The sequence below is a fragment of the Kordiimonas aestuarii genome (genome assembly GCF_025574465.1).
Lineage (GTDB): Bacteria > Pseudomonadota > Alphaproteobacteria > Sphingomonadales > Kordiimonadaceae > Kordiimonas > Kordiimonas aestuarii.
Genome location: NZ_JAOBPP010000016.1, coordinates 119,724 through 145,401, shown reverse-complemented (window position 1 = coordinate 145,401; position 25,678 = coordinate 119,724). Strand labels below are relative to the sequence as shown.

Sequence of the window (25,678 nt, the reverse complement as noted above, 5' to 3'; positions counted from 1 at the left end):
GTTAACCGGTCGCCTGTGTGGGTGCCACAAGGAAATTGGGGCTGGGCTTGCCGAAGAAATAGCCTTGCCCATAATCCACCCCCATCTGGCGCAACAAGGTTGCATGTTCTTGTGTTTCCACCCACTCCCCCACCGTGACGATACCCAGATCCTGACATAAGGTGACCATGGAACGCAGAAACGCCCGGTCTTCCTTGCTGGCAAGGGCATCGCGGATATAGGCCCCGTCTATCTTGAGCGCGTCAACCTTCAGTTTCTTGAGGTACTGGAAGCCTGCCGCACCGGCGCCAAAGTCGTCAAGATAGACCCTGAAGCCGATCGCCCGCATTTCTACAAGCACCTCGCTCAGCATATCGAGGTCATGAATTTTGGCTGACTCTGTAATTTCAAGCGACAGGTAATTGGTGAGGTCCTTGTTACCCCGCAAAAGCGACATCAACTCGGAAAGAAAACCGACATTGGAAAGCGACCGTCCAGACAGGTTCACCGCGATGCCAGGCGACCCACCCTTTTTGAGCATTTCCCGGATCTTGTAGATGGCAAGAGTCACCACTGCATAGTCAAACTCGTCGATCAGGCCGATGTCTTCAGCAAACCGGATCATCTCCCACTGGCTTTTGATCGCCGGCGGCAACTCAAAACGTGTCAGCGCCTCAAAATGATGCGTTGTTCCCTTCTCAAGGTTCACGATTGGCTGGAACACCAGCGAGAACCGCCCCTCATCCAGCACCTCGCGAAAGGCGCGCACTCGCTCCTTGGTTTGCCCAATCAGGGTTGCACAGTTTTTGCGAATATCATCAATCGCAAACCCGTCATTTTCAGAGGCAAAGTTTTGCAGGCTGAAAATCAACGCCCGGAGGTTGTCGGACTCGCTCAGTTTCGCTTCGGAAGCATCGATGGTCGCACTGGTCAGCGACACACCTGTTGTACGCTTCAATTCCTGCGCAAAGTCAATCTTCTGCGCATTGGGGTCCGTCTTCTCATGGACGACGGCAAATTTATCATCCCCCAGCATGGTTGCATGGGCGCCGCCGACCGAGAAGGATTGCAGATACTGCTCGATATCGCGCTGCGTATCTTCGTCGATGTCCTGTCCGCCATTGGCCTCAAGGATGGTAACGAGCATATTCTGCGCGGCCTCGGCATTGCCTTCGAAAAGCCCTTCGAGACGATCAAAGAACTCTGCCTTTTTGTCTTCGGTCTTTTTATCCGGCGCCCGTTTGGTATCGCTTTTACCAAGCCGGTACGGCCGTGACAAAACCATGTAAATCTTGTCGGTTGCCGTCGGCAGCTTGGCCAGAAAAACCGCAAACTCCTGACGCGCCTTGCCTTCAGCGCCCACAGAAACCGTGAAGGGGCCCAGCCGGTTTGCGCCGGTCAGCATCTTGGCGGAGCTTTCGATCATGCTGCGACCACGCGATGTCAGGAGATCGAGAAAGCAGGTGTCGGCCGCGATAACACCAATGCTGTTTTTGATGGCACCGTCAGCGCTGATGATGGTGAAGTCATGAGCAAGCTCAAGCAACACGTCCCCAACACAGAACGCATATCCCAAAAATCTGTCAGGTACCTTGCTCATCGCAAACCTAAATAGCCGCCCCTTTGATGACACGCCGTGTGTGGCATCTGACCCCAATCCTGCTATTTGGCATACATAAAGTTATCAAACCGTAAAATGACATCCATTATTTCGCCAATTCGGCAAAGTTAAGCACAGCGAAAAACATTCGTAAACCACTAAATAGAAAGGGGAATTTCATGTATCCCTCTCGCCATAGTGAATTGCGCTCACCTCGATGCACGTAAAATCACGGTCAAATTATAACCATGGGTTTCACCCATACACACAGTTCGTGTGTATAATACGAAATTTAACCAGTCACCAATGTGTCAAAGTCAGGCGCTATCCATAAGGAAACGGCAGCAACTTCCTTGCAAATTCAGTTTTCAGGTGGCAGGCTCCCGTTACGTTATTGATTATATTATCAATATGATATCTGCGGGGAGGCTTTAGAGATGCTCAATACAACCATACCGACAAGTCGTCGTAGTTTCTTAGGCATAATGGGTGCCAGCCTTGGCGCTGCCGCCCTCAGGGGTCACACGGTCAAAGCCAGCGACACTGTGCATTTTACCCATGGCGTCGCCAGCGGCGACCCGCTGCAGGACAGGGTTATTCTCTGGTCCCGCGTCATTCCCGGTTCAGGCGAAGCAAAAAACCTGAAAGTCGCATGGCAGGTCGCATCCGACGATAATTTCTCCGCCATTGTGTCGGAGGGTAGCGCGACAGCTGCGGTGAGCCGCGACCATATTGTCAAGGTTGATGCTGATGGCTTGAAGCCCGGGACTATATATTATTACCGCTTCATCTGTGATGGGGTGACAAGCCCGGCAGGGCGCACCCGGTCCCTGCCCGCCGACGGCACCAAACACGCACGTATGGCCGTCATCTCCTGCTCGAACTATCCGCAGGGGTATTTCAACGTGTACCGCGAACTGGCCAACCGTGATGTCGAAGTTGTGCTGCATCTGGGAGACTATATTTACGAATATGCGACGGGTATTTACTCAAACGATGCCGCTGTTGCCAAGGGCCGGGCGGTTACACCAAAAAATGAATGCTTAGCGCTGGAGGACTACCGCGAACGGTATGGCCTCTATCGCAGCGACCCTGACCTTCAGGCTGCACACGCGGCGCACCCTTTCATTTGTGTATGGGACGATCACGAGATCGCCAACAACAGTTGGAAGGATGGTGCCGAAAACCATAACGCGGGCGAAGGGTCGTACGCGGAGCGCAAAAAAGCCGCCATCCGCGCGTATCATGAGTGGTTGCCGGTCCGGGAAACAACCACCGGGCAAACCATTATCCGCCGCAGTTTCAATTATGGCGGCCTCGCCTCGCTCATCATGCTCGACACCCGGATTGAGGGTCGCGACGCGCAACTGTCCTATGAAACCGACCTGCCCTATCGCACCTTGCCCTTTGACATGCGGGATGCAAGCAAGCCCAAGGCACTGCTGAGCGCTGAAGCAATGCAGGATGTCCCCCCCGACGCCATCAGGGATATTCCCGTGCCCTTCGACTTGCGCGGCGAAAAACCACAGCCGATGACAGACCTCGCGGAGATTAAAAAGCTCGACCCCAAAAAGCTGCCGTCCGGTTTCAGTTACCTGCCCGATGGTGAAAAATTTCGCAGCGACATTCTGGGCGACAAAACGCGTACCATCTTGGGCAAGGAACAGGAGGACTGGATCACTGCTGAACTTCAGGTGTCAAAAGACGCCGGTGTTCCGTGGCAGGTGTTTGGCCAACAACTGCTGATTGGCAAGGTTCCCATGCCCTACCTGCGGGATGAAGACCTCGACTTCAGCGATCCAGCTTATATCAGCAAGGAACGGTTCAAGGCCGCGCAGATGATCGCGCAGTTGCAATTGCCCTTCAATCTCGACTTCTGGGACGGCTACCCCGCCTGCCGCACCCGTATCTTCGAAAGCATCAAGGTACACGCGAACAACGCCGTTTTCCTCGCGGGCGACACCCACAACGCCTGGGCTTTCAACCTTGCCGATGAAGACGGCAATGCCGTTGCCGTCGAATTTGGTACTCCCAGCATCAGTTCGCCGGGCCTTGAGACCTACATCCCCGCGCAACCGGCAACCGTCAAAACCGCCCTGAAAAAAACCAGCCCAGAACTACAGTATATCGACAGCGAACACCGTGGCTGGCTGGAGCTTGACCTTACACCTGAACGGGCGACGAGCACCTGGTATTTTGTCTCAACCGTGCTGGAACAGGAATATACTGTTACTGAGGGGCAGACAGTGGAAACACGCGCAGGGAGCCACCGGCTGAACTGACAGCAACGGTGCGCCGGTACGCGCCGGGCCCTGTTACCGGCCCGGCATACCGCTGAAATATCGCACCGGCGTGAACCGCCCGCTGCCTGCGGTCGGGCGGCATAATGCGGGTGGCCAATGCGCCGCCAACAGAAAGCCCTTGAACTTCAGGGAAAAGCTCTTACTTTGTATTTCAAAGTACTTTAACAAAAATATTCTGGTAATGGACACACCTCATTGTAAGAAAGCATTTGTTAACCATATGGAAATGAAGGCTTGTGCGGTATGGTTTGTCGCGTCAGAGCGGGGGAAATATTGATGAATGATAAAAGTGAACTGCTGGGTCAGCTCAAGATCGACCGCAGCCAACAACAAGAAACCAAAGGTACATCTCCGATAACCTACATGCTTGGTGGTGGTGTGGTTGTCGCCCTGCTTCTGGGCGGTGCCTACTTCATGCTGGGGATGGGGGCTGACACGCCCTCGGCACCGTCGAAGCCGACACCGGCAGCGCCGGCACAGCAAGGCGCCAGCACGCCATCGGCACCAGCCGCCTCCCAGCAGGTACCTGTATCCAATTCAGTGCTGAATGCCTCGGGCTATATCACGGCGCGGCGCATGGCAACTGTCTCTGCCGAGGTCATCGGCCTGATCACCGATGTGACGGTTGAAGAGGGCATGTCGGTCAAGGCAGGCCAGGTACTCGCCCGGCTTGATCCCACCCTGCCGCAGGTTGACCTCGACCTCGCCGAAGCACAGGTAAAGGTGCTGGATGCACGGCTGCAAAGCACACAGGCGAACCTTACGGAAGCAAAGCGGGTGCTCAAGCGCGCAACCGAGCTCAAGAGCAATGACTTCTCCACCGAGGCTACGGTGTCTCGCGCACAGGCCGATGTGGAAAGCCTGACGGCGTCGCTTGCCAGTGCCCGCGCAGACATTGATGTCGCGAAGCTGAGCGTCAAGCGCCAGCGGGAACGGCTGGACGACCACACCATCCGCGCACCCTTTGACGGCGTGGTAACGGTCAAGGCCGCGCAGCCAGGCGAAATTGTCTCCCCCAGCTCCGCAGGTGGTGGGTTCACCCGCACGGGTATCTGCACAATCGTGGACATGACCTCGCTTGAGATCGAGGTGGACGTGAACGAAAGCTTCATCGGCCGCGTATTTGAGGGGCAGGCAGTCAATGCCAACCTCGACGCCTATCCAAACTGGGATATCCCGGCATCCGTGATCGCCATTATCCCGACCGCCGATCGCGCCAAGGCCACGGTGCGTGTGCGTGTCGGCATCAAGATTTCAGACCCACGTATTTTGCCTGACATGGGGGTCAAAGTAGCATTCATGAAGGCATAACAAACAACCGGAAAGCTCATCTTCTCTTAAGACAGGGGGACAGACAGTGACAGACAACATCCTATTCGACCTTAAAGGGGTCCATAAAAGTTTCACCCGCGGCAAGGAAACGATCAAGATTTTCGACGGGCTTGATATGCAGATCAAGAAAGGCGACTTCCTTGCCATCATGGGGCCATCGGGCTCCGGCAAGACCACGCTTCTCAACATGCTGGGCGGCGTGGACCAGCCCACATCAGGCGAGGTGCTGTTTGACGGCAGCCGCGTGGACACGCTCTCCGAGGGGCAACTGTCCAAGTGGCGCGCCAACAACATCGGCTTTATCTTCCAGTTTTATAACCTGATGCCGATGCTCTCAGCGGCACGCAATGTCGAGTTGCCGCTTCTGCTGACCAATCTCAGCAAGAAGGATCGCAAAAACAGTGTTGAAACCGCGCTCAAGCTGGTGGAACTGGCGGACCGGGCCTCGCACCTGCCAAAAGAAATGTCCGGCGGCCAGCAACAGCGTGTCGCCATCGCCCGCGCCATTGTTTCGGATCCGAAACTTCTTCTGTGTGACGAACCGACAGGTGACCTTGACCGCCATACAGCGGATGAGATCCTTGAGATGCTGCAACTGCTGAACGAGAAGTTCGGCAAAACCATCGTCATGGTTACGCACGACCCATCGGCGGCCAAATATGCCAAGCGCACCCTGCACCTCGACAAGGGGGAATTCGTTGAGAAGGACCTCGCGGCATGAGTGACATATATCTGATTTTCAAAAATCTGACGCGCAAGCCGCTCAGGCTGTTCCTGACCTGCTTCGCCATCATGGTAGCCTTTCTCATCTTCGGCGTGGTTACCACGCTCAAGGACGCGCTGAATTCAGGCATTGAACTGTCGGCGGACAATCGCCTTGTCGTCGTCAACAGCATCAACTTCACCCAGCCCCTGCCCTATGCCTATGTAAACAAGGTCAAGGCCATTGAGGGTGTGAAAGACGTCGTGCACATGAACTGGTTTGGTGGTTACTATCAGGAACCGGCAAACCAACTGGTCACCATGGCGGTAGATCCAGAAAATTACCTCAAGGTTTATGAGGAAGTTGTGTTGAGCGACGCCGAGCGTGACAGCTGGTTCCGCAACCAGCGCGGCATGCTTATTGGCCGGGCTATTGCCGATGCTTACGGCTGGAAGGTCGGCGACATAATCCCGATGTCATCCAACATCTTCTCCAACCGTGAAGGCGGCCATACGTGGGAGATGGAAGTCTCCGGTATTTTCGACGGACGTGACGAGCAGTTCGGCACCAACTTCGCCGTGTTCCATTATAAATACTTCATGGAAACACAGACCTTCGGCGGAGACTGGGTCGGCTGGCTGACACTGACGACCGATGACCCCGCGTTGAACGAGCAGGTTGCCAAAACCATTGACGAAGAATTCGCCAACTCTGAAGCCCAGACAGATACCAGCACCGAAAAAGCCTTCAACAAGGCATTCATTGAGCAGATCGGCAACATCGGCCTGATGATCTTCGGCATCGTCTTCACCGCCTTCTTCACCATCCTTCTGGTGGTGGGCAACACCATGATCCTCGCTGTCAGGGAACGCACGGGCGAAATCGCCACACTCAAGACCCTTGGCTTTACCGCCAAACGCATCTTCACCATGATCCTCGCGGAATCCATGCTGCTGGCGTTCATCGGTGGCCTTGCAGGCCTTGGCCTTGCTTACATGATTGTCGAAGGCGCCAAAGCCTTCCTGGCGCAGTTCCTGCCGGGATTGGTGCTGTCAGACACGGTGGCCCTGCAGGCTGTGGGTTTCATGGCGCTTCTCGGCCTTGTCACCGGCCTCGTCCCCGCGATCAACGCCTATAAACTGAACATCGTAACCGCATTCAGCCGGAGGTAATCATGGGATCGATCTTTTCTCAAATATCGGCTGTTGTTGCGATGAATATTCGCAGCCTGCCACAACGTTTCTGGATGTCGCTGGCCATGGTCATCGCCAGTGCGGTTGTTGTTGCCATCCTTCTTGCCTTCCTCGCGATGGCCAAGGGCTTTTCGGCCACGCTTGATAGTGCGGGCTCTGAAAATGTGGCCATTTTTACCCGCGAAGGCTCGGCGGCGGAACTCAACAGCGTCATCAGCCGGGACCAGGTCAACATCATCGAAACCGCGCCCGGCGTGGTGAAGGATGAAAACGGCCCGGTTATCTCGCCCGAGCTTTATGTCATCGTCGACGGCATCAAAAAATCAAGCCAGACAGAAGCCAACATCCCGCTGCGCGGCATCGACGAGCGTGGTTTCGCCATGCGCAAGAACGTGCAGATCACCGATGGCCGCATGTTTACCCCCGGCACCAACGAGATGATTGTGGGCGCTGGCATCCTGCGGGAGTTTGACGGCTTCGCGCTGGGGGAGGAAGTACGCTTCGGCAAGGTTATATGGAAAGTGGTTGGCGTCTTCAGCACCGGCGGCAATGTGTTTGAAAGTGAGCTGTGGGCGGATGTCAAGGTGTTGCAAAGCCTCTATAACCGAGGCAGCAGCTATCAAACCGCCCGCGTGCAGATGAGCAGCCCCAACGACCTTGAAGCCGTCCGCAAGTTCGTAGCGGACGACCCGCGCCTGAACCTCGATGTGGAAACCGAAGAGGCCTACTTCAAGGCCCAGGGCAAGCAGCTCAGCTACATGGCCTATTTCGGCTGGATCATCAGCTCGATCATGGCGCTGGGGGCGCTCGCCGGGGCCCTGAACACCATGTACACCTCGGTTGCGGAACGCGCGAGGGAGATCGCCACCCTACGCGCCATCGGCTTCTCAAGCCTTTCGGCGTTTGTGGGGACGATTGTGGAAGCGCTGGTGCTGGCGGCCATAGGCGGGGCCTTTGGCTCGATCGTGGCCTTCCTGCTGTTTGATGGGCTGAATGCTTCCACGCTTGGCGGCAGTTTCACGCAGGTGGTCTTCTCGTTCGAGATGACCGGCGACCTATTTATCCAGGGCGGCATTATCGCGCTGATGATCGGTTTCCTCAGCGGGTTTTTCCCGGCCTTCCGTGCCGCACGCCTGCCAGTGATCGTGGCGTTCAGAAACGCGGCATAGGGCACAAGAGCAGAGATATGAAAAGGGCGGGTTTCCCCGCCTTTTTTATTACATCAGGCACACCTTCAACGGCATCCATATCCCCATCAGCAACATCATCATGCTTTCGGTGAAGGACACAAAGCCAAGCGGTACGTTTGAACTGCCGCCCACACAGGCGCACTTGAGTTCGCGCTTCTCAACCCACACCGCCTTGAAAATACTGACAGCGCCAACAAAGCCAATGATAAAGGCGACCGGTGCCGACAGCCAGACAAAGACACCTGCCGTCATCAGCACACCGGCCAGCGCCTCAAGGAAGGGATAAACCCGCCCGTAGGGCACCCAGCGGCGCGCCAGCAAATCATAGTTCAGGAACATGGTGGAAAAGCTTTCCACGTTCTGAAGCTTCTGGATGGCAAGGATAGCCATGGAGAGCGAGATAAACCATTCAAGCGCCCTGAGGGTAAGCATGTCACCATATTGGTGCCATGAAAGCCCGAACGCCAGCAACGCCGCCACCGCAAAAATGGCAAGGACAGGCTGGTAGCTCGTGTCGCCCTGTTCCTCGGGCGGAGGGTCCAGCTCAAAGAAAACACGCAAGTCATCATAGCCGCCGATACGCTTACCATCAATGAAGGTCTGCGGGGTGGTTTCGACACCATGTTTGTCCATAAAGGCGTCGGTTTCTTCCCGCGTTTTCAGGTGATGGTCTTCCACGTCATAGCCCTGTCTCTCCAGAAGGTCCCTGGACTTCAGGCCATAAGGGCAGAGATGGTCCGGCATGACCATGCGGTAGAGAACAGCTTTCCTGTCAGGCATTGGTCGGCTCCTTTCAAAGCCAACCCTATATGCCGAGCCATAAAAATTCTGTTGGAAACCCTGTGTTAGCCCTCGGAAAACTCATAAGCCAGCTCATAGCGGTGCACACCGTCTGCAACCTTGATATCCAGCGTGCCTTTAGCTCCCCTGTGCCACTGTCGGGCACCACCTTTACCGTCAGGCTCGGGCTGCCACGGTCCATCACCCCAAAATGCTGCAGCGCGAACGTTCCGGCTTTACCATTCAGGTTTCCGGTCACCACCTCCAGCGCCACATAACCGGCCGACCCCTGCACACCGCCCATGGCGGATATCATCATGCCCTTGCTACTGCCACTTAGCGGGCCTGAAAACTGCTTGTCTATCGACAGGGCGTTCAGGGCCATACCTTCAGGGAAAACATCCGCTTTGGGCTCAAGTTTGACCTCAAACGTTCCGCTGACTGTATTCATTCCTCATTGTCCTTTTTTAATGGTCATGCGCGCCACCTGCGCCCATAGGCACACGGATATCTTCCACAAGAATCTGCACACTTTCAGGCGGTGCCGGGGTAAAACGGTCCACCACAAAAGCAACGGCAAAGTTGACAATCATGCCCACCATGCCAATGCCTTCCGGTGAAATACCAAAAAGCCAGTTCTCGGCCACATTGGCCTCGGGCACCATGAACTTGAAATAGATGATGTACCCGGCAGTGAAAAAGAGGCCGGACAGCATGCCCGCAATCGCCCCCTCCTTGTTCATGCGCGTGGAAAAGATGCCCATCAATATCGCCGGGAACAGGCTGGCTGCCGCCAGACCAAAGGCAAACGCCACCACCTGTGCCACAAAGGCCGGTGGGTTGATACCCAGATACCCGGCCACCGCAATGGCCACCGCGGCGGCCAGCCGCGCGGCCCTCAGTTCCTGCGCGTCCGATATATCTTTCATCCATGTGCGCTTGAGAAGGTCATGGCTCACCGCGGTTGAAATCACCAGCAGCAACCCGGCAGCGGTTGAAAGCGCTGCGGCAAGGCCGCCTGCTGCCACCAGCGCGATCACCCAGCCGGGCAGCTTGGCGATCTCAGGGTTGGCCAGCACCATGATGTCACGGTCGACATACACCTCATTCCCGCTTGCGGTCACACCGTTGGTAATGATCCGTTCGCCATGATCGCCGCGTGCTTCGCCTTCAAATTCCGGCTTGCCGTCAAACGGTGCCCCGGCGCGGTACTGGATGACCCCGTCGCCATTTTTGTCGCGCCACGCGATCAGGCCCAGTGCTTCCCAGTTTTTGAACCACTCGGGTGTTTCGGTGTAGGCGGTCTCATTGACTTCGGTAATGAAGTTAAGCCGTGCAAATGCACCCACAGCCGGTGCCGTAGTATAAAGCAGCGCGATAAACACCAGTGCCCACCCGGCGGAAACCCGCGCGTCAGACGCCTTTGGCACGGTGAAGAAGCGCACAATCACGTGCGGAAGCCCTGCCGTCCCCACCATCAGCGCGGCGGTGATTGCAAAAACATCAATGGTGGATTTGCTGCCATCGGTATAGGCGGTAAAACCAAGGTCTATGAGCGCACTATCCAGCTTCTCGAGCACCGTAAGGCCGGACCCATCCAACACCTCCGCGCCAAGGCCAAGCTGCGGGATGGGGTTGCCGGTGATCAGCAAGGAGATGAAGATCGCCGGCACGGTGTAGGCGAAGATCATCACACAGTATTGCGCCACCTGCGTGTAGGTAATGCCCTTCATGCCACCCAGCACGGCATAGATAAACACGATTGCCATGCCGATCAGCACACCCAGATTAATGTCCACCTCAAGAAAGCGGGAGAAAACGATACCCACACCGCGCATCTGCCCCGCCACATAGGTGAAGCTGATAAAGATGAGGCACAGCACCGCGACAAGCCGCGCAGCGTCTGAATAGTAGCGGTCGCCGATGAACTCAGGCACCGTGAACTTGCCGTATTTCCTGAGGTATGGCGCCAGCAAAAGAGCAAGCAACACATAGCCCCCGGTCCAGCCCATCAGATAGACGGAACCGTCGTAGCCCAGGAAGGCGATCAGCCCGGCCATTGAAATGAACGATGCCGCGCTCATCCAGTCGGCGGCGGTTGCCATGCCGTTCAGCACCGGGTGCACGCCCGTACCCGCCACATAAAATTCCCGTGTGCTGCCAACCCGCGACCAGATGGCGATGCCAATATAAAGCGCGAAGGAAAGGCCGACGAATAGATAGGTAAGATTTTGTGCGTCCATGATCAGCCCCCTCAATCTTCAACGCCGAAGGCGCGGTCCAGCTGTTTCATCCGCCTTGCATAGACAAAAATCAGCACCACAAAGGTGAAGATGGACCCCTGTTGCGCGAACCAGAAGCCCAGCTTGAAGCCCAGAACGGTGAACTGGTTCAGCCAGTCTTCAAGCAGGATGCCTGCGCCAAATGACACCACGAACCAGATGACCAGCAGTTTTGCCAACAGTTTCAGATTGGCGCGCCAGTACGACCGGCGGCGTGCGACATCTTCCGACGCTTCTGTGCGCCCTACTCCGGATTGCATAAGACCTGATCCTCCCCTAGTCTTCCCGAACTTCCCGCCTGCCAGACTGGAAGAAAGCGCGCATTGCGTCAATTCATTGTTGTAGAGAGGTGTCCGTGACAAGCACGACCGAGGTTGAAGCATACCTGCACAAACACATCCCCATCTCCGCCCCCATGGGCGTGACGGCCATTGTTGCAACCCCTGCGCGGGTGGTGCTGCGCGCGCCGCTTGAGGCCAATATCAACCATAAAAGCACCGCTTTTGGCGGCAGCCTTCAGGCGCTGGCGACCCTCAGCTGCTGGACGCTTCTGCATATCAACCTGCGCCATGAGGCCCGCGCGGGGGAGATCGTGATCTCCAGCAGCAATATTAATTATATCCGCCCCGTGACCCAGGATTTTGAAGCCGAGGCCACGCTGCCTGAAGGTAACCGCTGGCCGCTGTTCCTCAAAACATTTGAGCGCCACGGTAAGGCGCGCATCCAGCTGACCGCCAGCATTGTCGAGGATGACGAGCTGGCGATTGATTACACCGGCTCCTTCGCCGCTCTGAAAAGCTGAACCGGCGCTGGATTGCCGCGGAAAGCGGCCTAGTTTCAATACATTGAAACAGGCGACAGCACAGGAGGCAGCGATGAGCAAAACAGATACATTCCTCAAGACATGGCACAAGGCGGTGCAGACATCGGACATGGCGCTGCTTAATAGCATCGTAGCCGAAGACGCCGCCTTGCTGTCGCCCGCGTTCTGGAAACCACGCGAAGGCCGGGACAAGGTGGTCACCGTACTCAAGGCCGTGTCCGAGACCTTCGAGAATCTCACCTACACCAAGGAATGGGTGGACGGTGACGAATTGATCCTTGAATTCAGCACCAGCGTGGGCGGCAAACAATTGAAGGGAATCGACCGCATTACGTTGAACGCGGATGGCAAACTCAAGGAAATTGAAGTGATGATCCGCCCGATGAACGGCCTGATGGCACTGGCAGCCGCGCTGAATGACAAGCTTACGGGGCTTGTGGAATAAAGCCTGGCCATGACCAGAAAAATCTGGGGCGGTGACTGCAAGCAATCACCGCCCAAGCGAACATGAAAGATGGGTTGAAAGGCCACCGGTATTCCCGGACGGCAACACGCCCGAAAGCGTGTCTCCCTGCCTCGCCTCAAGGAGGCGCCCACCACTGAGAGGCAAGGCAAATCGGATCTTCGCTTCCATGTTCATGATACCTGCAACCACCACCAATAATGGGCAGGCATCCACGCAACGATCGCAAGCTACCCATTCCTGACTATTTGGTCAAGTTTGAAAATGCAAAAAAACCACATCTTCCCCCACCCGTTTGCCTACCCGTGTGCAAGAGGCGGAAACCCCGGCTTGAACGGCTGGAACTGACGGTCAGGCGGGCTTGGGCGGCGGCTTTAGCTTGTCAGCTTCGCGGGATTTGGCCGGGATATTCTGCAGCCGTCGCACCGTGACGGTATTGGGGCTTGAGAAATAGAACTCCAGCCCGGTTTCATTGAGGATGCGGGCAATCGCGGCCTGGGCGCTCATCCTGCCCCGGATCGCAGCGCAGGGCGGCAACTCGCGGGTATCGACGGCCAGAATAAGCTGCACGCCTGCCTGTTCCGAGTATTTAAGCAACGCAGCCGTTAACGGCTGCGCCGGAATGTCGAAGCTGAACTGGCGTTCGTCAGACGCCACGGCGCCGCGTGCCAGTCCGCTGGTGAGAAGAAGCAAAAACAGCAACGCCTTCACGGCGCGCAGGATCACAGGACCTTGCATCATAACCTTCCTAATGGCGGCACACACCGCACGCCCCTTCCCTCACTCTTAAGACGTTACGGACACATTATCTGAGAATAATTTCAAAGATATGGCACTCTCTATGGCCACCCGCCCGACCGCAACGGCCGCTTTAAAACCGCACGGTCATGCGTGCATAATAATAGCCGCCGTTGATACCCCATGGCATGGCAACCCACGGGTAAACAAAGTTGCCAAAAGCTCCCTGCTGACGCCCTTCCGATATCCAGCGCGCAAGCGCATTGTTGGGTAGCTTGTCGGGATAGGTGTTGAAGACATTGTTGGCGCCAAGGGCAAACATGGTGTTTTCACTGATGTCGTATGAAATTTCCATGTCCACGATCACGGCCTCCCCCGCGCTGGTGGTCGGTGACCGGTCTAGACCGTAGACATCATAAGCCAGTTCAGGCGGGATGCCATTACCGGCAGCGGTATAATAGGCGGATTCGGTATTGCCATAAAAGTTTGCCCGGACAACCGCACCAAACCTGCCTTTTTTATAATCGGCGGTCGCATTGGCGCGGAAACGTGGCTGGCCCTTCTCCACGTTCACGCGCTCCGCCAGCGGAAAAAAGACCGGCGCGGGGATACCGGCAGGCGCGTTAATATTCCTGATCTTGGTCTGGTTCCAGCTCAGGCTGGTGGTCAGGTCCAGCGTCCCTCCGGCAAAAGTGGTCTTGAAGCAGGCAACAAGGTCCACGCCGTAGGTTTCGGTGTCCACTGCATTTGAGAAGAAGGACCCGGCCTCAATTGCCCCAAGGCTGACGCCCGGCGGCAGGTCAAGCGTCGGCCCAAGTACAATGCGGTCTGATATCTTGATGCGGTAGGCGTCAAGGGTCACAAGCACGCCTTCGTCTGCCTCCCACACCGCGCCGAGCGACAGGTTTGTGCTGGTTTCATGCCTGAGTTTTTCAACACCGTACGCCGCGGCGAGCGGATGCCCTTCGGGCGCAATAAGCGTCTGCAGCAGGCCTTGCGAATTGGTGTTGGTGATCACACTTGAGAACGCGCGCTGCGCCAGCGCCGGTGCGCGAAAACCCGTTGATGCCGCCGCCCTGAGCGCCACCGCGCGGGTCAACTGCGTGCGGGCCGACAGCTTGCCGGTCAGCTTGTCCCCGGTGCCGTCAAAACGTTCATAGCGCGCAGCCACGGTCATCCACAGGTCATCAGACGGCTCAAGCTCGCCTTCGACATAGAGCGCAAAGCTGTCGCGCCCCTTGCCGCCAGCTACTTCCCGGCTATAACCGGGAAAACCCTGAAAGCCGCAAAAGGCCACCTGTTCCGGGTCCATGATCGAAGGGGCAAACTCGCCGTCAACCATGCCGCAGGTATAGGAGGCCAGATCCCCGGCCTCGATGCCATACTGCTCGTCCCTGAATTCGAACCCATAGGCGAGATGGGACAAGAGGCCCGTGCTGAAATTGCCGCCGGATGCATCAAAATTGACCGTCAGTTGCTCAAATTTGAGTGCACCTGAAAAGCCACTTGTCGGGCTGGCTGCCGCCGGATCACCACCATTGTAGTAGGCAGCGGACGCCAGAGAGACATTCACGGTGTTGGACGCACCAAAGGCAAACCGGGTTGCGCCATAGGTCGCGCTCAGGTCATAATTCCAGCCGTCATCGGCGCTGTAGCGAAAGCCAGCCGCCTGGCTGAAGTCGGTCACATCCGTGCTTTGAAGCGGCAGGAAGCCATCAGCATACAATTGCGGTACCGTGCGACTGGCCACAAACGGGTGACGGAAAAAACCGCCGGAGAGGCCTTCGCGGTCACTGAAACCACCAAACAGATAGACCTTGCCGGGGCCATTGCCCGGCAACTCGGCGTTCCACATCATCGATGTCGCTTTGACGTCGGTGTCACCAATGCGCATGATCACCTCACCGGTGATCGAGCTTGGCCCGGCCCGGTTGGTTGCCGCCTTGTCACGGTATTCCGCCGTCAGGTTGATGAAGCCGCTTTCTGCAAGCGGCAGGCCTGCGTTGGCCGCCACATAATAGGTGTCGCCGTCGCCCTCATAGGTCTGGCCCCAGCTTGCGGTGATCATGCCGCCTTCGGACTGGTCATTCAGGACGACATTAATGACACCGGCAATTGCATCGGAGCCATATTGAGCCGACGCGCCGTCCCGCAGGATTTCCACCCGCTTGATCGCGGCCACCGGAATGGTGTTCATATCGGTGCCTACCGAGCCCTTGCCCACGGTATTTTGCACATTCACCCACGCCTGACTGTGGCGGCGTTTGCCGTTGACCAGAATGAGCACCTGATCAGGCCCGAGGCCCCGCAGGGTCGCCGGGCGCACAATGTCCGTGCCGTCGGAGATGGTGGTTTCGGTATAATTGAAGCTGGGCGCCAGGGTTTGGAGCAGACGGCCGGTTTCCACATGGCCACTGTGGCGGAGCGTGCCGGTATCAATCAGATCGATCGGCACATCGGTTTCGCCCACTGTGCGGCTGCGGTTGCGGGTACCAACCGTGATAAGCTCCTCAAGGAACACTTCATTGGCTTCATACGCCGGGCGGTGTTTACGGTCGTCGCGCGCCTTTTTCTCCGGCGTGATGTCGCGCATTTCGGGCGCCACTTCGACATAGTCGGTCCGTGCCCGCACGATAACCGTGTTGGGACCGGTGAACCGATATTCAAGCCGTGTCCCCATGATCAGGCTTTCAAGCGCTTCGGTCACTGTCTTGCGGCCCGTCAGCGCCTTCCTGAGCGACAGGTCTTTGGCGCCGTCCGTCAGGATAAGCTGCACGCCCGCCTGTTCCGAAAACGCCAGCAGCGCCTGCCTGAGGGATTGCGGTTTGATATTAAACTGGACCGCGCGGTCATCTACCTGAATGGCAGCCGCACAAAGATGAGCCGTCACCACAATTGTGGTGGCAACCGCGCCGGCAAGCCTTCTTTTCCAGGCCCGTGCGGACAGCTCCATCGTGTGTTTTCCTCCCGGGACAACACCCGCAGGTGTTGCAAAAGCACCCCCATAAAGGGCACTTAATTGTAACCAACCGTCGCTTCTCGTGAGCGACTTATCTGATCACAGTATCGGAACTTTGATCCGCCATCATCAAAATTGTGCTGTTTCCAAGATGCACAACTTCAATGGGATAGCCCTGCTCCAGGCCTTCAAGCCAGGCCTGAACCTGATCAGGGTACACCGTCCCGGTGAAACGAAGCTGCCCAACAGCTTCGTCCCCGATGGTGATTTCACTGGCAAGATAGCGATTCAGCTCTGCGATCACATCGGCGATTGGCAAATCGACCATGGTCAACACACCAACGCGCCAGCCAAGGTCCGTCACGTCATGGGCTACCACGGGGGCAATCGCGCCCTGCATGGAATAGCTGGTCTGACGTCCGGCGGTAACAAGCGCGACGGAGGAAGCCGCGTCCGCATCCCGTTCCGGGTCCGTATCGGCAACGGGGCGGACAGCAACAGTACCCTCAAGCACCTGCACTTCTACGTCGCCGCCCGTATTGCGCACATTAAAGACTGTCCCTATTGCTGTTACACTGCCAAGGCCAGCCCGCACCACAAACGGGCGTTTCGGGTTTTTGGCCACGGTGAAAATCGCCTGCCCACGCTCCAGCGTGATGCGGCGCTCTGTCTCCGTATAGCTGACGGCAATGGCACTGCCCACATTCATCTCGATAATGGAACCATCCGCGAGGTTCACCACGCGCTGCTCGCCGTTTACCGTCTGATAGGTTTGTATTGCTGGCGCGGCCGGCATCTCCCCGCCGGAAAGCACCACATAAACCGCCACAAGCGCCGCCGCTACGCTGGCCGCCATCGCGCCCATCCAGCCAACGTTAAAACGCGGCTCGGTGCGTTTGCTGCCAGCCTTCGGGGCAACCATCGAGAGCACGGAACCGCCAGGCGTCTGGCTTATCGCCTGTTCGGCTGCCGGAAGTGCGGCGATATCTTCTTCGGTCGCAGTCTCAAGCACGCCCCAAAGCGCCTCAAGCCGACTGAATGCGCGACGATGACCTTCATCCGCCAACAACCATTCCTGCCACGCGTGAAGCTCCGACCCTGAGATAGTGCCATCCTGCAGGCCGAGATAATAATCCGCCGCCTGCTCCAGCACTGCTTCACTAATGTCCTTATCACTCACTGGCATGTGCCCAGCCCCTACTGAATGCCCCACGTGTCAAGCTCGTTGCTCAGTTTATCCGAACAATGAACCAGCGCACGCAGAACGTATTTCCGCACCATAGAAGACGTCAGCCCCATGTCTTCCGCTATGTCCTCATAGCTTCGATGCCTGAACTTATACTCTATGAAGGCGTGACGGCATTTGGGCGGCAACGCCCCGATGCAATCGAGCACCTTCTCAAGCGACTGTTTTGCAGCCAGCGAGCGTTCGGGGGTAAAGCCGAACATCTCGTTCACTTGCTGCTCCGGCGCGGCTTCATCCACATAAGCCTGCGCCAAACCACGACGCCGCACCCGGTCGATGGCGATGTTGGTCGCCGTCCGGAAAAGGAAAGCCCGCAGGAACCCGATGGTGCTGCTGTCGTCAAGCCTGAGCAGGCGGACATAAGCCTCCTGCGCCACCTCGACGGCTTCCTCATGCGATTTGAGCCGGCTCGTGAGATACCGGACCAACTCGTCATTGTGGTTCTGGAACAGCGCTTTGATGTCGTCTTTCGACAACGGACGGTCGCCAGCACCACCTTCCGGTGCCAGTGCATCATCCCCTTGCACTTGCGGCTCTCGCGCGCGCTCCATAGCCCTCTCCTTGCTTTCAAGGACGAACAACATACCGGGCTTGGGAATAAAATTGTGAAAAAATTTCACAAGAAACCGTTTCTCGCACGCCATCCCGAAAAAAATGGGGCGGAAGGCTCACGGCCGGTCCGCCCCCAGTTTTGGGTAACGCGAGAAATACCCAAAAAATTTCAAACCCTTACGAGTTTCACGCTTTAAAAATAGCGCGTCAGCCTGAGCGTCACCTGACTATCCTTACGGAAGCCATAAAGAATATTGGACGTGTCCACGTTCGCAAAAAAGCGGCTCTCAAGCTCCATCACCCAATAGTCGCCAAAGCGCCGGGACGCTTCGACAAGGCCGGACATGGAGCCGTCCTCCATGTCGACAATCACACCGCCAAGGATGCTGGTATCCGCCATATCGTTCATGGCGTACCGAAGTCCGGTGAAAAGGTCATTGTCTGACGGGGTGACAGGCGCGAACGCCGGGTTTTCAGACCGGCCGTCATACTGGTATTCCACCAGCACACCAAGGTCCGCCCCTGCTTCAGACACGCCGTAGAATGTATATTCCACCCCGCCCACGGCAGCGGCGAAGGTCTCAAACGGTGTGTCGCGCACGATGCCTTCAAACTTCCATAGCCATGCGTCGTGCGTGTACTGAATGTCCGCCCCGAACTGGGTGATGTCATCATAATAGGGTGCGAACACACCACGTTCCGCATCCAGAATCAGCCGTGGGTCACGGTCTGCCCCGCGGAAGAACGAGAGGCCCACATCCCAGTCACCAAAATAATGGCTGTAGCGCAGGGCGAAATCCACATCCGCGTCATCGTCCCCGCCCTGGTCGAACCGGGCGAGGTCATTGTCAACCAGATAGGGCGCACGGAAGCGGCCCTCTTCCCCTGCAAAGGTGCGCTTGCGGAAGGCGGGCAGCACATAGGCCGTCAGTTGGCCCCAGTCCTGAAGCGTGGATATCTCGACCATCGGCTGGCCGAGCTTGTCCTCATTGTCGATATCCTCAACCGTGTCGAACTGGTTGATGATGTCCACAAGGTGACGGCTTTCCGCCACCCCCCAGAAAACCTTGGCAAGGCCTGCGCGCACTGTCCAGCTGTCGCCGTTCCAGCGCACATAGGCTTCGCGCGCATCTGCGTGTGTGCGCTCGGCGTCCTTGGCATCAAGCCGCGCGAACGGCACAAACACGACGTCCCAGCGGTTCTCGTCATCTGTCCAGCGTATGTCTCCCTCCATCTGGAGGGACGGCTGAAAGGTATCAAGCTGGCGGGGATATGCGCCCCTCTCGAGAAATGCGCGCATCTCCAGACCCGCCGAGCCTGATACCTCCCACTCACCCGCGTGGGCCACATGTGGCCCACTGGCGAACGCAGCAAGGGCGGCCACCAGAAGGGGGAGTGAACTTCGAACCATCGTCGTCATACAGCCAGCCCCTAGCGAATGCGCTTGAGAACGCCCTTGTCGAAATCATTGTCCGACAGGCCGGTCCCGAAGGTGTAATCGCCATATGAAAGCGTGGTGGATTTGTTTGTCTGGTGGTTGGTCATCACCAGCTTGTGTGTCCGCCAGATGCCGTCATATTCGCGGTAGTCTTCAAGGCTGAGGGTTTTCAGCAGCGAATCCTTGCGGTCGTAAAACTCGATCTTGCGTACCTGATAGACATCCTGGTCAACATAAGCCACCTGACGCGTATAGCCCGAGTTTTCATAAAGCGGGAACCGTTCGACCACATCCATGGTCATGCCGTCCACCGTCTCTTCACCGATGTATTTATACTTGTATTTATTCAGCTCGGTGGAGGTGAAATCCTCAAACGCAAACTCGGACCCGACAAAAGGGCCGGACTTGTTGGCGCTTGAGATGCGTTTCACCCGCTTGAGTGCAGGCAGGAAAAGCCACTGGTCGTCCGGTTCCAGGATTTTGGCGTGGCTCAGGAGCGCGGTACCCTGCACGTCGCGCGGGGTGACAAACACGGTCAGCGACTTGTCGCCCACCTGTTCGTTCTCGCGCTCCAGCGTCTTGAAATACATCTCGCGCGTGGATGTTGCGCCAGCGGCGTTTGTCAGCGTCATCACCGCCGTGACTTCACTGTCACCAAACCCGGTGTCGGTGCGGTCGGAGCGGGCGGCAATATCATACCCCTTGTCCTCCGCGTCATCCGCCCAGGTAATCGGGTTGATAAGCGAATATCCGAGCGTAACAACGGCAAGTATGGCCGCCAACCGTTTACTGCGCAGCTTGGGTCTGTGCATCATCTGTGTCTCCTGTCCTGTCGTCTTTATTTGTATTTGTGATCCAGTTGCCTGATCCTCTGAGCAGAAGAGCAGGCAGGAAAAGAAAGTCAAAAATAAGGGCAAAGCTGATCGCTAGCGCGGTCAGAAGCCCAAGGTCGGCATTCATCTTGAAGTGCGAGGTGGCAAGATAGGCAAAGCCGACCACCAGCACCACGGTATTGACCACAAGCGCATAGCCTACGGTTTCAAACGCGTAGCGAATGGCACCCGCACGGTCGTAGCCCTTCTCGCGCACGCCGCGCACAAACTTCGACAAGAAGTGCACGGTGTCATCCACCACGATACCAAGCGACACACTGGCCACTGCGGCAACCGAAAAGCCCACCGTGCCCACCAGAAGCGCCCACGCCCCGAAGGCGGAGAGGATAGGCAGCGCGTTTGGCACCATCGACAGCGCGCCAATGGTAAAGGAACGAAGCGCAAACATCATCACGACACCAATGGCGACAATTGCCGCGATATTACCCGCGATCATGCTGGATACATTGCGTTCCGCCACATAGGTGAACATTACCTGAGCGCTGGTCGGCACCGTGGTCTTCATATAGTCCGGTGCGTTCTCGGCGATCCACGCCCGGGCGGCATCAAGGAATACCTTGGTCTCGGTCGTCGAGATATTCGACAGGGTCGCCGTCACCCGGGTGGCGGACTTGTCGATATTGATCCGATCATTGAGGTCAAGGCCATAGGGCAGCGACAGCTCGTAAAGAAGCAGATACTGCGCCGAAAGCTCCCGGTCGTCCGGCAGGGTGTACCAGCTTGCCTCATCGGCGTGCATGTTGCGGTTCAGCCGCTTCATGATGTCGGTCAGTGAATAGACGTGCGTCACATTCGGCTGCGTGCGCAGGAAGGCGGTGAACTCGTCCAGTTTTTCAAGGAACTCAGGCTCGCTCACGCCGCCCGACCCCGGGGACTGGACCGAAAATTCAATCGGATAAAAACCGAAATAGTCGTTGGAGAAATCCGCATCCTGCCGGAACTGGATCGAGGGGGAGAAATACTCCGTCCACTGGTCATTGAATTCAATGCGCGGCATCGCCGCGATCAGCAGCACACCCACCGCGCCAAGGCCATAGAACAGCTTCCTGTTGTTGCGCACGACAAAACCGGCCAGGCTGCCCATGAAGCTGTTGCCTGTTTCCGCCTTGGGTTTTGGGGCCCGCATCGGCAGCCAGCTTATCATCGCCGGCAGGAAGGTGATAGACATCGCCCACGCCACCACAATACCAACAGCCGAGATATTGCCCAGATGCCAGAAGGGCGGCGCGTCCGAGAAATTAAGCGCCAGGAAGCCAATCGCGGTTGTCAGCGAGGTGACCATCACGGCGAGAAAGTTCACCCGTACGGCTTCCACAATCGCGTCGCGCTTGTTCATGCCCGCCCTCATGGAATTACGCATGGTGATCAGGATATGTACCGCGTCGGCGATGGCCAGCGTCAGGATAATGGTGGGCGCTGAAAGCGCGATGGGTGTCAGGCCAATGCGGGCAAAACCCGCAGCCCCCATGCCGATCACGCTGGCAAAGGCGATCATCAACAGCGTCACAACCGTGCCGGAGACACTGCGTACCGTCACCGCCATCAGGACCAGCAACAGCAGATACATCAGGGGGATCATCTGCGTGGTGTCGGCAAAGCCAGCTTCCTGAAAGGCATTATTGAGCATGGAAACGCCAGTCATGCGGATTTCATGCCCCGGATATTTCGCCAGCATACGGTCTCTGAGGTCGCGCGCGAAGGCCACGGTCTCGGGCACCTCAAAGGGTGACGCTTCCGGGTATTGCACCACCACATTCACCGCAATGCCGCGGCCATCGGCGGTGACAAGCTGGTTCCTGAGTAGCGGTTCCGTCAGCGCAATCTCGCTTTTTTCGGCAAGCTCGTCCGCTGTCAGGCTTTCCGCCCCCTTCACGAGGTCCTCGACGATCAGGTCGTCTTCCTCGGCATAGGTATGCTGGAAGTTCGACAGCGAATCGACGCGAATGGAATACGGGATCTGCCACGCCTCTGTCGTCAGCTCCTCCACCAGCGCCAGGGTCTCGTTGCTGAAGACATCGCCTTCAGCGGGCACAATGGTGAAAAAGAAATTGTCATTTTTGGTGTAGGTATTCTGGAATTCCTCGAACGCCTGCAACTCAGGGTTAAATTCCGAGAAAAAATCGCGGTAGTTGTTGGAAAATGTCAGGAAGCGGGCGCCTGATGCCACGCCTACGGTAATCAATAAGGTGGCGAAAATAACAAGCCACCGCTTTGCAATCACAAAATTCGCCAGTTTGACGGCAAATTCATCAATCGCAGTCATTGTCTTGGGCATGATCTGCTCCTCGCTATTATGTCACCCTCTGTGCCGGGTGTGTCGTGCCTCGGGCTGCTAACGCCTGGATCATACAATGAGATACTGACAAAAATTGTCAGCAGACATGCCTTGCCTGCCCCCTTTAATCGCCAAACGCTTGTCCCTATATGGGATGACGGGTACAATTTTTGAAATTGATATTTCTGACATTGGAAATTCACGCCATGAATTTAGCGGGTATAGATTTAAATCTTCTGGTTGTTTTTAATGCCGTCATGGATGAACGGAACGCCACACGCGCGGGCCGCAAGATCGGCATGTCGCAACCGGCTGTCTCCAATGCGCTCAACCGGCTGCGGTTCCTGATGAAGGATGACCTGTTTGTCCGCGGGCCGGACGGCATGCGCCCGACCGCGCGTGCGCTTGAGCTTGAAATCCCGGTGCGCCGTGCGCTGTCGGAGCTTGAAGAAGCGCTCGACCCCGTCTCTTTCGACCCGAAGCATGCAGAGCGTACCTTCACCATCGCGACTGACGATTATATGGCCATGACCCTGCTGCCATACCTCTCCAGCTATCTGGTGAATGAGGCACCGGGCGTGAACATTCACACCACCCCCGTGCAAGGAAGGCTGTTTGAGAAGCTCGATGCACAGGAAGCCGACTATGGCCTCGCGCCCATGGGTGATGATGTGCCGGAACGCTTCGGCCGCATGGAAGTGGGCACGGACCATTTTGTCTGCCTCATGCGCACGGACCATCCGCTGGCGAAATATGATGAAATCCCCTTGGAGGAATATGCCGCCGCGCGCCATATGCTGGTCTCCCCCCGTGGTGACCCGCGCGGCTTTGTTGACGAACAGCTTGAAGCCATGGGCATGAGCCGCAGGCTGGTGATGGTGGTCAACCACTTCGGCTCCGCGCCGATGATCATCAGCTCATCCGACCTGATCGTCACCGTGCCGTCGCGCATGGCCGACAAATGCACCGAATTTTTCGACCTTCATGTGGTGCCAAGCCCCATCAGCCCGCCCCCCGGCATGGTGGGCGCGGTGCTTGTGTGGCACAAACGGCTGACCAACCACCCGGCCCACAGCTGGTTCCGCGACCAGATATTGCGCGCCAGCCGCGACCTTGACGAACACGGCCTAAAACGCCCCGACAACCTGCTGCATGGCCGCCAGTGCATGGCCGAAGGCCTACCGAACGGCGGCGGCATGAGCGTGCGCGAAGTGGCCGCGCAGGCGGCGGTGAATAAGCGGCCGGCGGAGTGAAGGGGCTTGCGATAGATGATATTTGAACGATAGAAATAGCTTGATTAGGATCGAAGCCATGAAATGGTTGGATAGTGATTACCTAATTCCATTCGGTCCCGGCTTTTTTGCGGGTCTTCTATTCGCTGTATTCATCGATACAATACACATTGAATGGCAAAGCATAAATTGGAACGCAGTGGGCGCTATCGCTACATTCCTCGCTGCTCTGACCGCTTTACTTCTAGGGACAATGCCGTCCTTTCTCAAACGCAAGCGTCTTATGAAGGCAGTGGTACTAGATATAGTCCTTATAACCTATACACTTAAGGATTTGAGAAACCGCCTCGACCAAGGTGGGTTGATAACTCCTACCTCGTCCCCCTTCCGTTCCTATTACGCTCTTGGCGCTGACGTCTTCTTATTCAAAGACGCGCACAAACACTTGGTAGCTGCGATGGAAAACACGATTCAGTTTTGGGAAATGTGGCGACAGATATGTGAGTTTCGCGACAACGCCCCACCTTCCCCCAACAGTCAGCACTATGTACGCTTCAACCAAGGCGTAGAAGAAATCAATGCTATGCTACCCAATTTGATTTCTCAGCTTGAAGAGACGCAAAGGGTTTGCAAAAAATATATATAGCTATCGCTTCCGCAAACGCCCCAAACTCGGCACTTCTGCCGGGCGCTTGCCGGTGGTGAGCCATGTGTCGTAATAGTCGATCTTCTGTTCCACGAGCTTGAGCGCGGCGCGGGTTTTGGCGAGCTCGGCCTTCACCCGTGTGCGGTGCGCTTTAAGTAACTCCAGCCGGTCGGGCAGGCTTTTGCGGCCCTTCATCACAAGGGCCGCATACACCTGCATCTCGGCCACTGACATGCCGGTGCGTTTCAGTTGGTCGATAAACTCAAGCCAGCCGATATGCTCCGCCTCATACACGCGTCTGCCGCCCGCGTCGCGGGTGACGCCGGGCATCAGGCCCTGCGTTTCATACCAGCGAATGGTATGCACGCTGTGGCCCGATGCTTCCGACAGTCCGCCAATATAAAGCTCAGGCGCTTTGCGCATGGGTCGGGGCTTCAAGGGCGTCTTCGACAAGGCTTGTATCCATATATTCATTGAGGTGTTTCATCTTACCCTCCGCAAGCCGGATCACATAACAATAGCTGTTATCATAGGCCTTGCCGGTCTTGGTCGTCACCGCGCCCTGGCATTCCACCACCACAAAATCCCCGTCCGCCAGAATGCGGCGTGCGGTGTTGCAGTACTGCGTGGCAAACTGGGCAAACAGTGGCGCCAGCAGCTTCTCCCGCACTTCCTTTTTGCCCTCATAAGTGCCGGACCATGCGTTCCGGCCCGGCAGGGTCCACGCGAATTCATCGGCCATCGCATCCACAAAGGGTTTGCCGTTGCCGCGCGAAAGCTCGTCCATAATACCGGTGATAAGCGCCTTGTTCTGCTCTGCTGTGTGTGTTGGGGTGTGTACCGCTGTCATGATCCGGGTCTCCTTATTGCTCGGAAAACCAGTATCCATCCTTGAGTAAACTCTAGATCAAGAAGAAAATTCAACCGGCATAACCGCATGAAAAATTAAGGTTTATCAGCGCCCAGTTCCCCTTCCCCCACGAATTCCAGTACAAAACGGTGGGAAACCAGCCAGCCTTGTCGGAGCGTTTGCGGCATATGAAAGGCGACC

Annotated in this window: 23 protein-coding genes; 9 read left to right on the top strand and 14 right to left on the bottom strand. The window is 56.8% G+C overall.

Features of this window, described 5'->3' with window-relative positions; translation table 11 throughout:
- Position 1 precedes the first annotated feature (1 nt).
- Positions 2–1,525 carry an EAL domain-containing protein gene (locus OEU85_RS05335; RefSeq protein WP_262690418.1) on the bottom strand — a complete coding sequence of 508 codons (1,524 nt, stop codon included), beginning with the start codon at positions 1,523–1,525 and terminating at the stop codon, positions 2–4.
- Positions 1,526–2,016: 491 nt separating this feature from the next.
- Between OEU85_RS05335 and OEU85_RS05330 the strand changes: the two genes are divergently transcribed.
- From OEU85_RS05330 to OEU85_RS05310, 5 genes are all read left to right on the top strand, one after another.
- Positions 2,017–3,861: an alkaline phosphatase D family protein gene (locus OEU85_RS05330; RefSeq protein ID WP_262690417.1), complete on the top strand. Its 1,845-nt coding sequence runs from the start codon at positions 2,017–2,019 to the stop codon at positions 3,859–3,861.
- 297 nt (positions 3,862–4,158) lie between these two features.
- Positions 4,159–5,193 carry an efflux RND transporter periplasmic adaptor subunit gene (locus OEU85_RS05325; RefSeq protein WP_262690416.1) on the top strand — a complete coding sequence of 345 codons (1,035 nt, stop codon included), beginning with the start codon at positions 4,159–4,161 and terminating at the stop codon, positions 5,191–5,193.
- Positions 5,194–5,239: 46 nt separating this feature from the next.
- On the top strand, positions 5,240–5,935 hold the full coding sequence (locus OEU85_RS05320; protein ID WP_262690415.1) for an ABC transporter ATP-binding protein: 696 nt from the start codon (positions 5,240–5,242) through the stop codon (positions 5,933–5,935).
- A complete protein-coding gene (locus OEU85_RS05315) occupies positions 5,932–7,089 on the top strand; it encodes an ABC transporter permease (protein WP_262690414.1) in 1,158 nt (385 codons plus the stop codon). Before OEU85_RS05320 ends, OEU85_RS05315 begins: the two co-directional genes overlap by 4 nt.
- Before the next feature lie 2 nt (positions 7,090–7,091).
- Positions 7,092–8,279, top strand: coding sequence for an ABC transporter permease (locus tag OEU85_RS05310; RefSeq protein ID WP_262690413.1), 1,188 nt, complete (start codon positions 7,092–7,094; stop codon positions 8,277–8,279).
- Between the two features lie 48 nt (positions 8,280–8,327).
- On the opposite strand, the gene OEU85_RS05305 is transcribed toward OEU85_RS05310, so the two are convergent.
- The 4 genes from OEU85_RS05305 to OEU85_RS05290 are packed head-to-tail and all read right to left on the bottom strand — an operon-like array spanning position 8,328 to position 11,622.
- Positions 8,328–9,080 carry a glutaredoxin gene (locus tag OEU85_RS05305; protein WP_262690412.1) on the bottom strand — a complete coding sequence of 251 codons (753 nt, stop codon included), beginning with the start codon at positions 9,078–9,080 and terminating at the stop codon, positions 8,328–8,330.
- A 25-nt stretch (positions 9,081–9,105) separates the two neighbouring features.
- Positions 9,106–9,531, bottom strand: a complete 426-nt coding sequence (locus OEU85_RS05300; RefSeq protein ID WP_262690411.1) for a DUF3224 domain-containing protein — start codon at positions 9,529–9,531, stop codon at positions 9,106–9,108.
- A 16-nt stretch (positions 9,532–9,547) separates the two neighbouring features.
- Positions 9,548–11,323, bottom strand: coding sequence for a sodium:solute symporter family protein (locus OEU85_RS05295; RefSeq protein ID WP_262690410.1), 1,776 nt, complete (start codon positions 11,321–11,323; stop codon positions 9,548–9,550).
- A gap of 11 nt (positions 11,324–11,334) precedes the next feature.
- Positions 11,335–11,622, bottom strand: a complete 288-nt coding sequence (locus OEU85_RS05290) for a DUF4212 domain-containing protein (protein ID WP_262690409.1) — start codon at positions 11,620–11,622, stop codon at positions 11,335–11,337.
- 95 nt (positions 11,623–11,717) lie between these two features.
- On the opposite strand from OEU85_RS05290, the gene OEU85_RS05285 reads away from it, so the two are divergent.
- Positions 11,718–12,164 (top strand): thioesterase domain-containing protein, encoded by a 447-nt coding sequence (locus OEU85_RS05285; protein WP_262690408.1) that lies wholly within the window; start codon positions 11,718–11,720, stop codon positions 12,162–12,164.
- Positions 12,165–12,237: 73 nt separating this feature from the next.
- Complete coding sequence (locus OEU85_RS05280) at positions 12,238–12,630, top strand: nuclear transport factor 2 family protein (protein WP_262690407.1); 393 nt, start codon at positions 12,238–12,240, stop codon at positions 12,628–12,630.
- Positions 12,631–12,999: 369 nt separating this feature from the next.
- Here the strand turns inward: OEU85_RS05280 and OEU85_RS05275 are convergent, their stop codons facing one another.
- The 7 genes from OEU85_RS05275 to OEU85_RS05245 form a co-directional block, all read right to left on the bottom strand.
- Positions 13,000–13,389 carry an STN domain-containing protein gene (locus OEU85_RS05275; protein WP_262690406.1) on the bottom strand — a complete coding sequence of 130 codons (390 nt, stop codon included), beginning with the start codon at positions 13,387–13,389 and terminating at the stop codon, positions 13,000–13,002.
- A 130-nt stretch (positions 13,390–13,519) separates the two neighbouring features.
- Positions 13,520–16,339, bottom strand: coding sequence for a TonB-dependent receptor (locus OEU85_RS05270; RefSeq protein ID WP_262690405.1), 2,820 nt, complete (start codon positions 16,337–16,339; stop codon positions 13,520–13,522).
- A gap of 97 nt (positions 16,340–16,436) precedes the next feature.
- Positions 16,437–17,531, bottom strand: a complete 1,095-nt coding sequence (locus tag OEU85_RS05265; RefSeq protein ID WP_262690404.1) for a FecR family protein — start codon at positions 17,529–17,531, stop codon at positions 16,437–16,439.
- An 11-nt stretch (positions 17,532–17,542) separates the two neighbouring features.
- Complete coding sequence (locus OEU85_RS05260) at positions 17,543–18,142, bottom strand: RNA polymerase sigma factor (protein WP_262690403.1); 600 nt, start codon at positions 18,140–18,142, stop codon at positions 17,543–17,545.
- A gap of 194 nt (positions 18,143–18,336) precedes the next feature.
- Positions 18,337–19,563, bottom strand: coding sequence for a hypothetical protein (locus tag OEU85_RS05255; RefSeq protein ID WP_262690402.1), 1,227 nt, complete (start codon positions 19,561–19,563; stop codon positions 18,337–18,339).
- 11 nt (positions 19,564–19,574) lie between these two features.
- Complete coding sequence (locus OEU85_RS05250; protein WP_262690401.1) at positions 19,575–20,396, bottom strand: outer membrane lipoprotein-sorting protein; 822 nt, start codon at positions 20,394–20,396, stop codon at positions 19,575–19,577.
- On the bottom strand, positions 20,368–22,749 hold the full coding sequence (locus OEU85_RS05245) for an efflux RND transporter permease subunit (protein ID WP_262690400.1): 2,382 nt from the start codon (positions 22,747–22,749) through the stop codon (positions 20,368–20,370). The genes OEU85_RS05250 and OEU85_RS05245 overlap by 29 nt, the downstream gene beginning before the upstream one ends.
- Positions 22,750–22,955: 206 nt before the next feature.
- Here OEU85_RS05245 and OEU85_RS05240 point away from each other — a divergent pair, with 206 nt between their 5' ends.
- Entirely contained in the window at positions 22,956–24,002 is a 1,047-nt protein-coding gene (locus OEU85_RS05240) for a LysR family transcriptional regulator (protein WP_262690399.1), read from the top strand.
- A gap of 58 nt (positions 24,003–24,060) precedes the next feature.
- On the top strand, positions 24,061–24,627 hold the full coding sequence (locus tag OEU85_RS05235) for a hypothetical protein (protein WP_262690397.1): 567 nt from the start codon (positions 24,061–24,063) through the stop codon (positions 24,625–24,627).
- Here OEU85_RS05235 and OEU85_RS05230 read toward each other — a convergent pair whose 3' ends face one another.
- Together OEU85_RS05230 and OEU85_RS05225 are read right to left on the bottom strand one after the other, a co-directional pair.
- The gene (locus tag OEU85_RS05230) at positions 24,628–25,050 is read right to left on the bottom strand and encodes a MerR family transcriptional regulator (RefSeq protein WP_262690396.1); all 423 of its coding nucleotides are present in this window, start codon (positions 25,048–25,050) and stop codon (positions 24,628–24,630) included.
- Complete coding sequence (locus OEU85_RS05225; protein ID WP_262690395.1) at positions 25,034–25,477, bottom strand: nuclear transport factor 2 family protein; 444 nt, start codon at positions 25,475–25,477, stop codon at positions 25,034–25,036. Before OEU85_RS05225 ends, OEU85_RS05230 begins: the two co-directional genes overlap by 17 nt.
- Between the last annotated feature and the right edge of the window lie 201 nt (positions 25,478–25,678).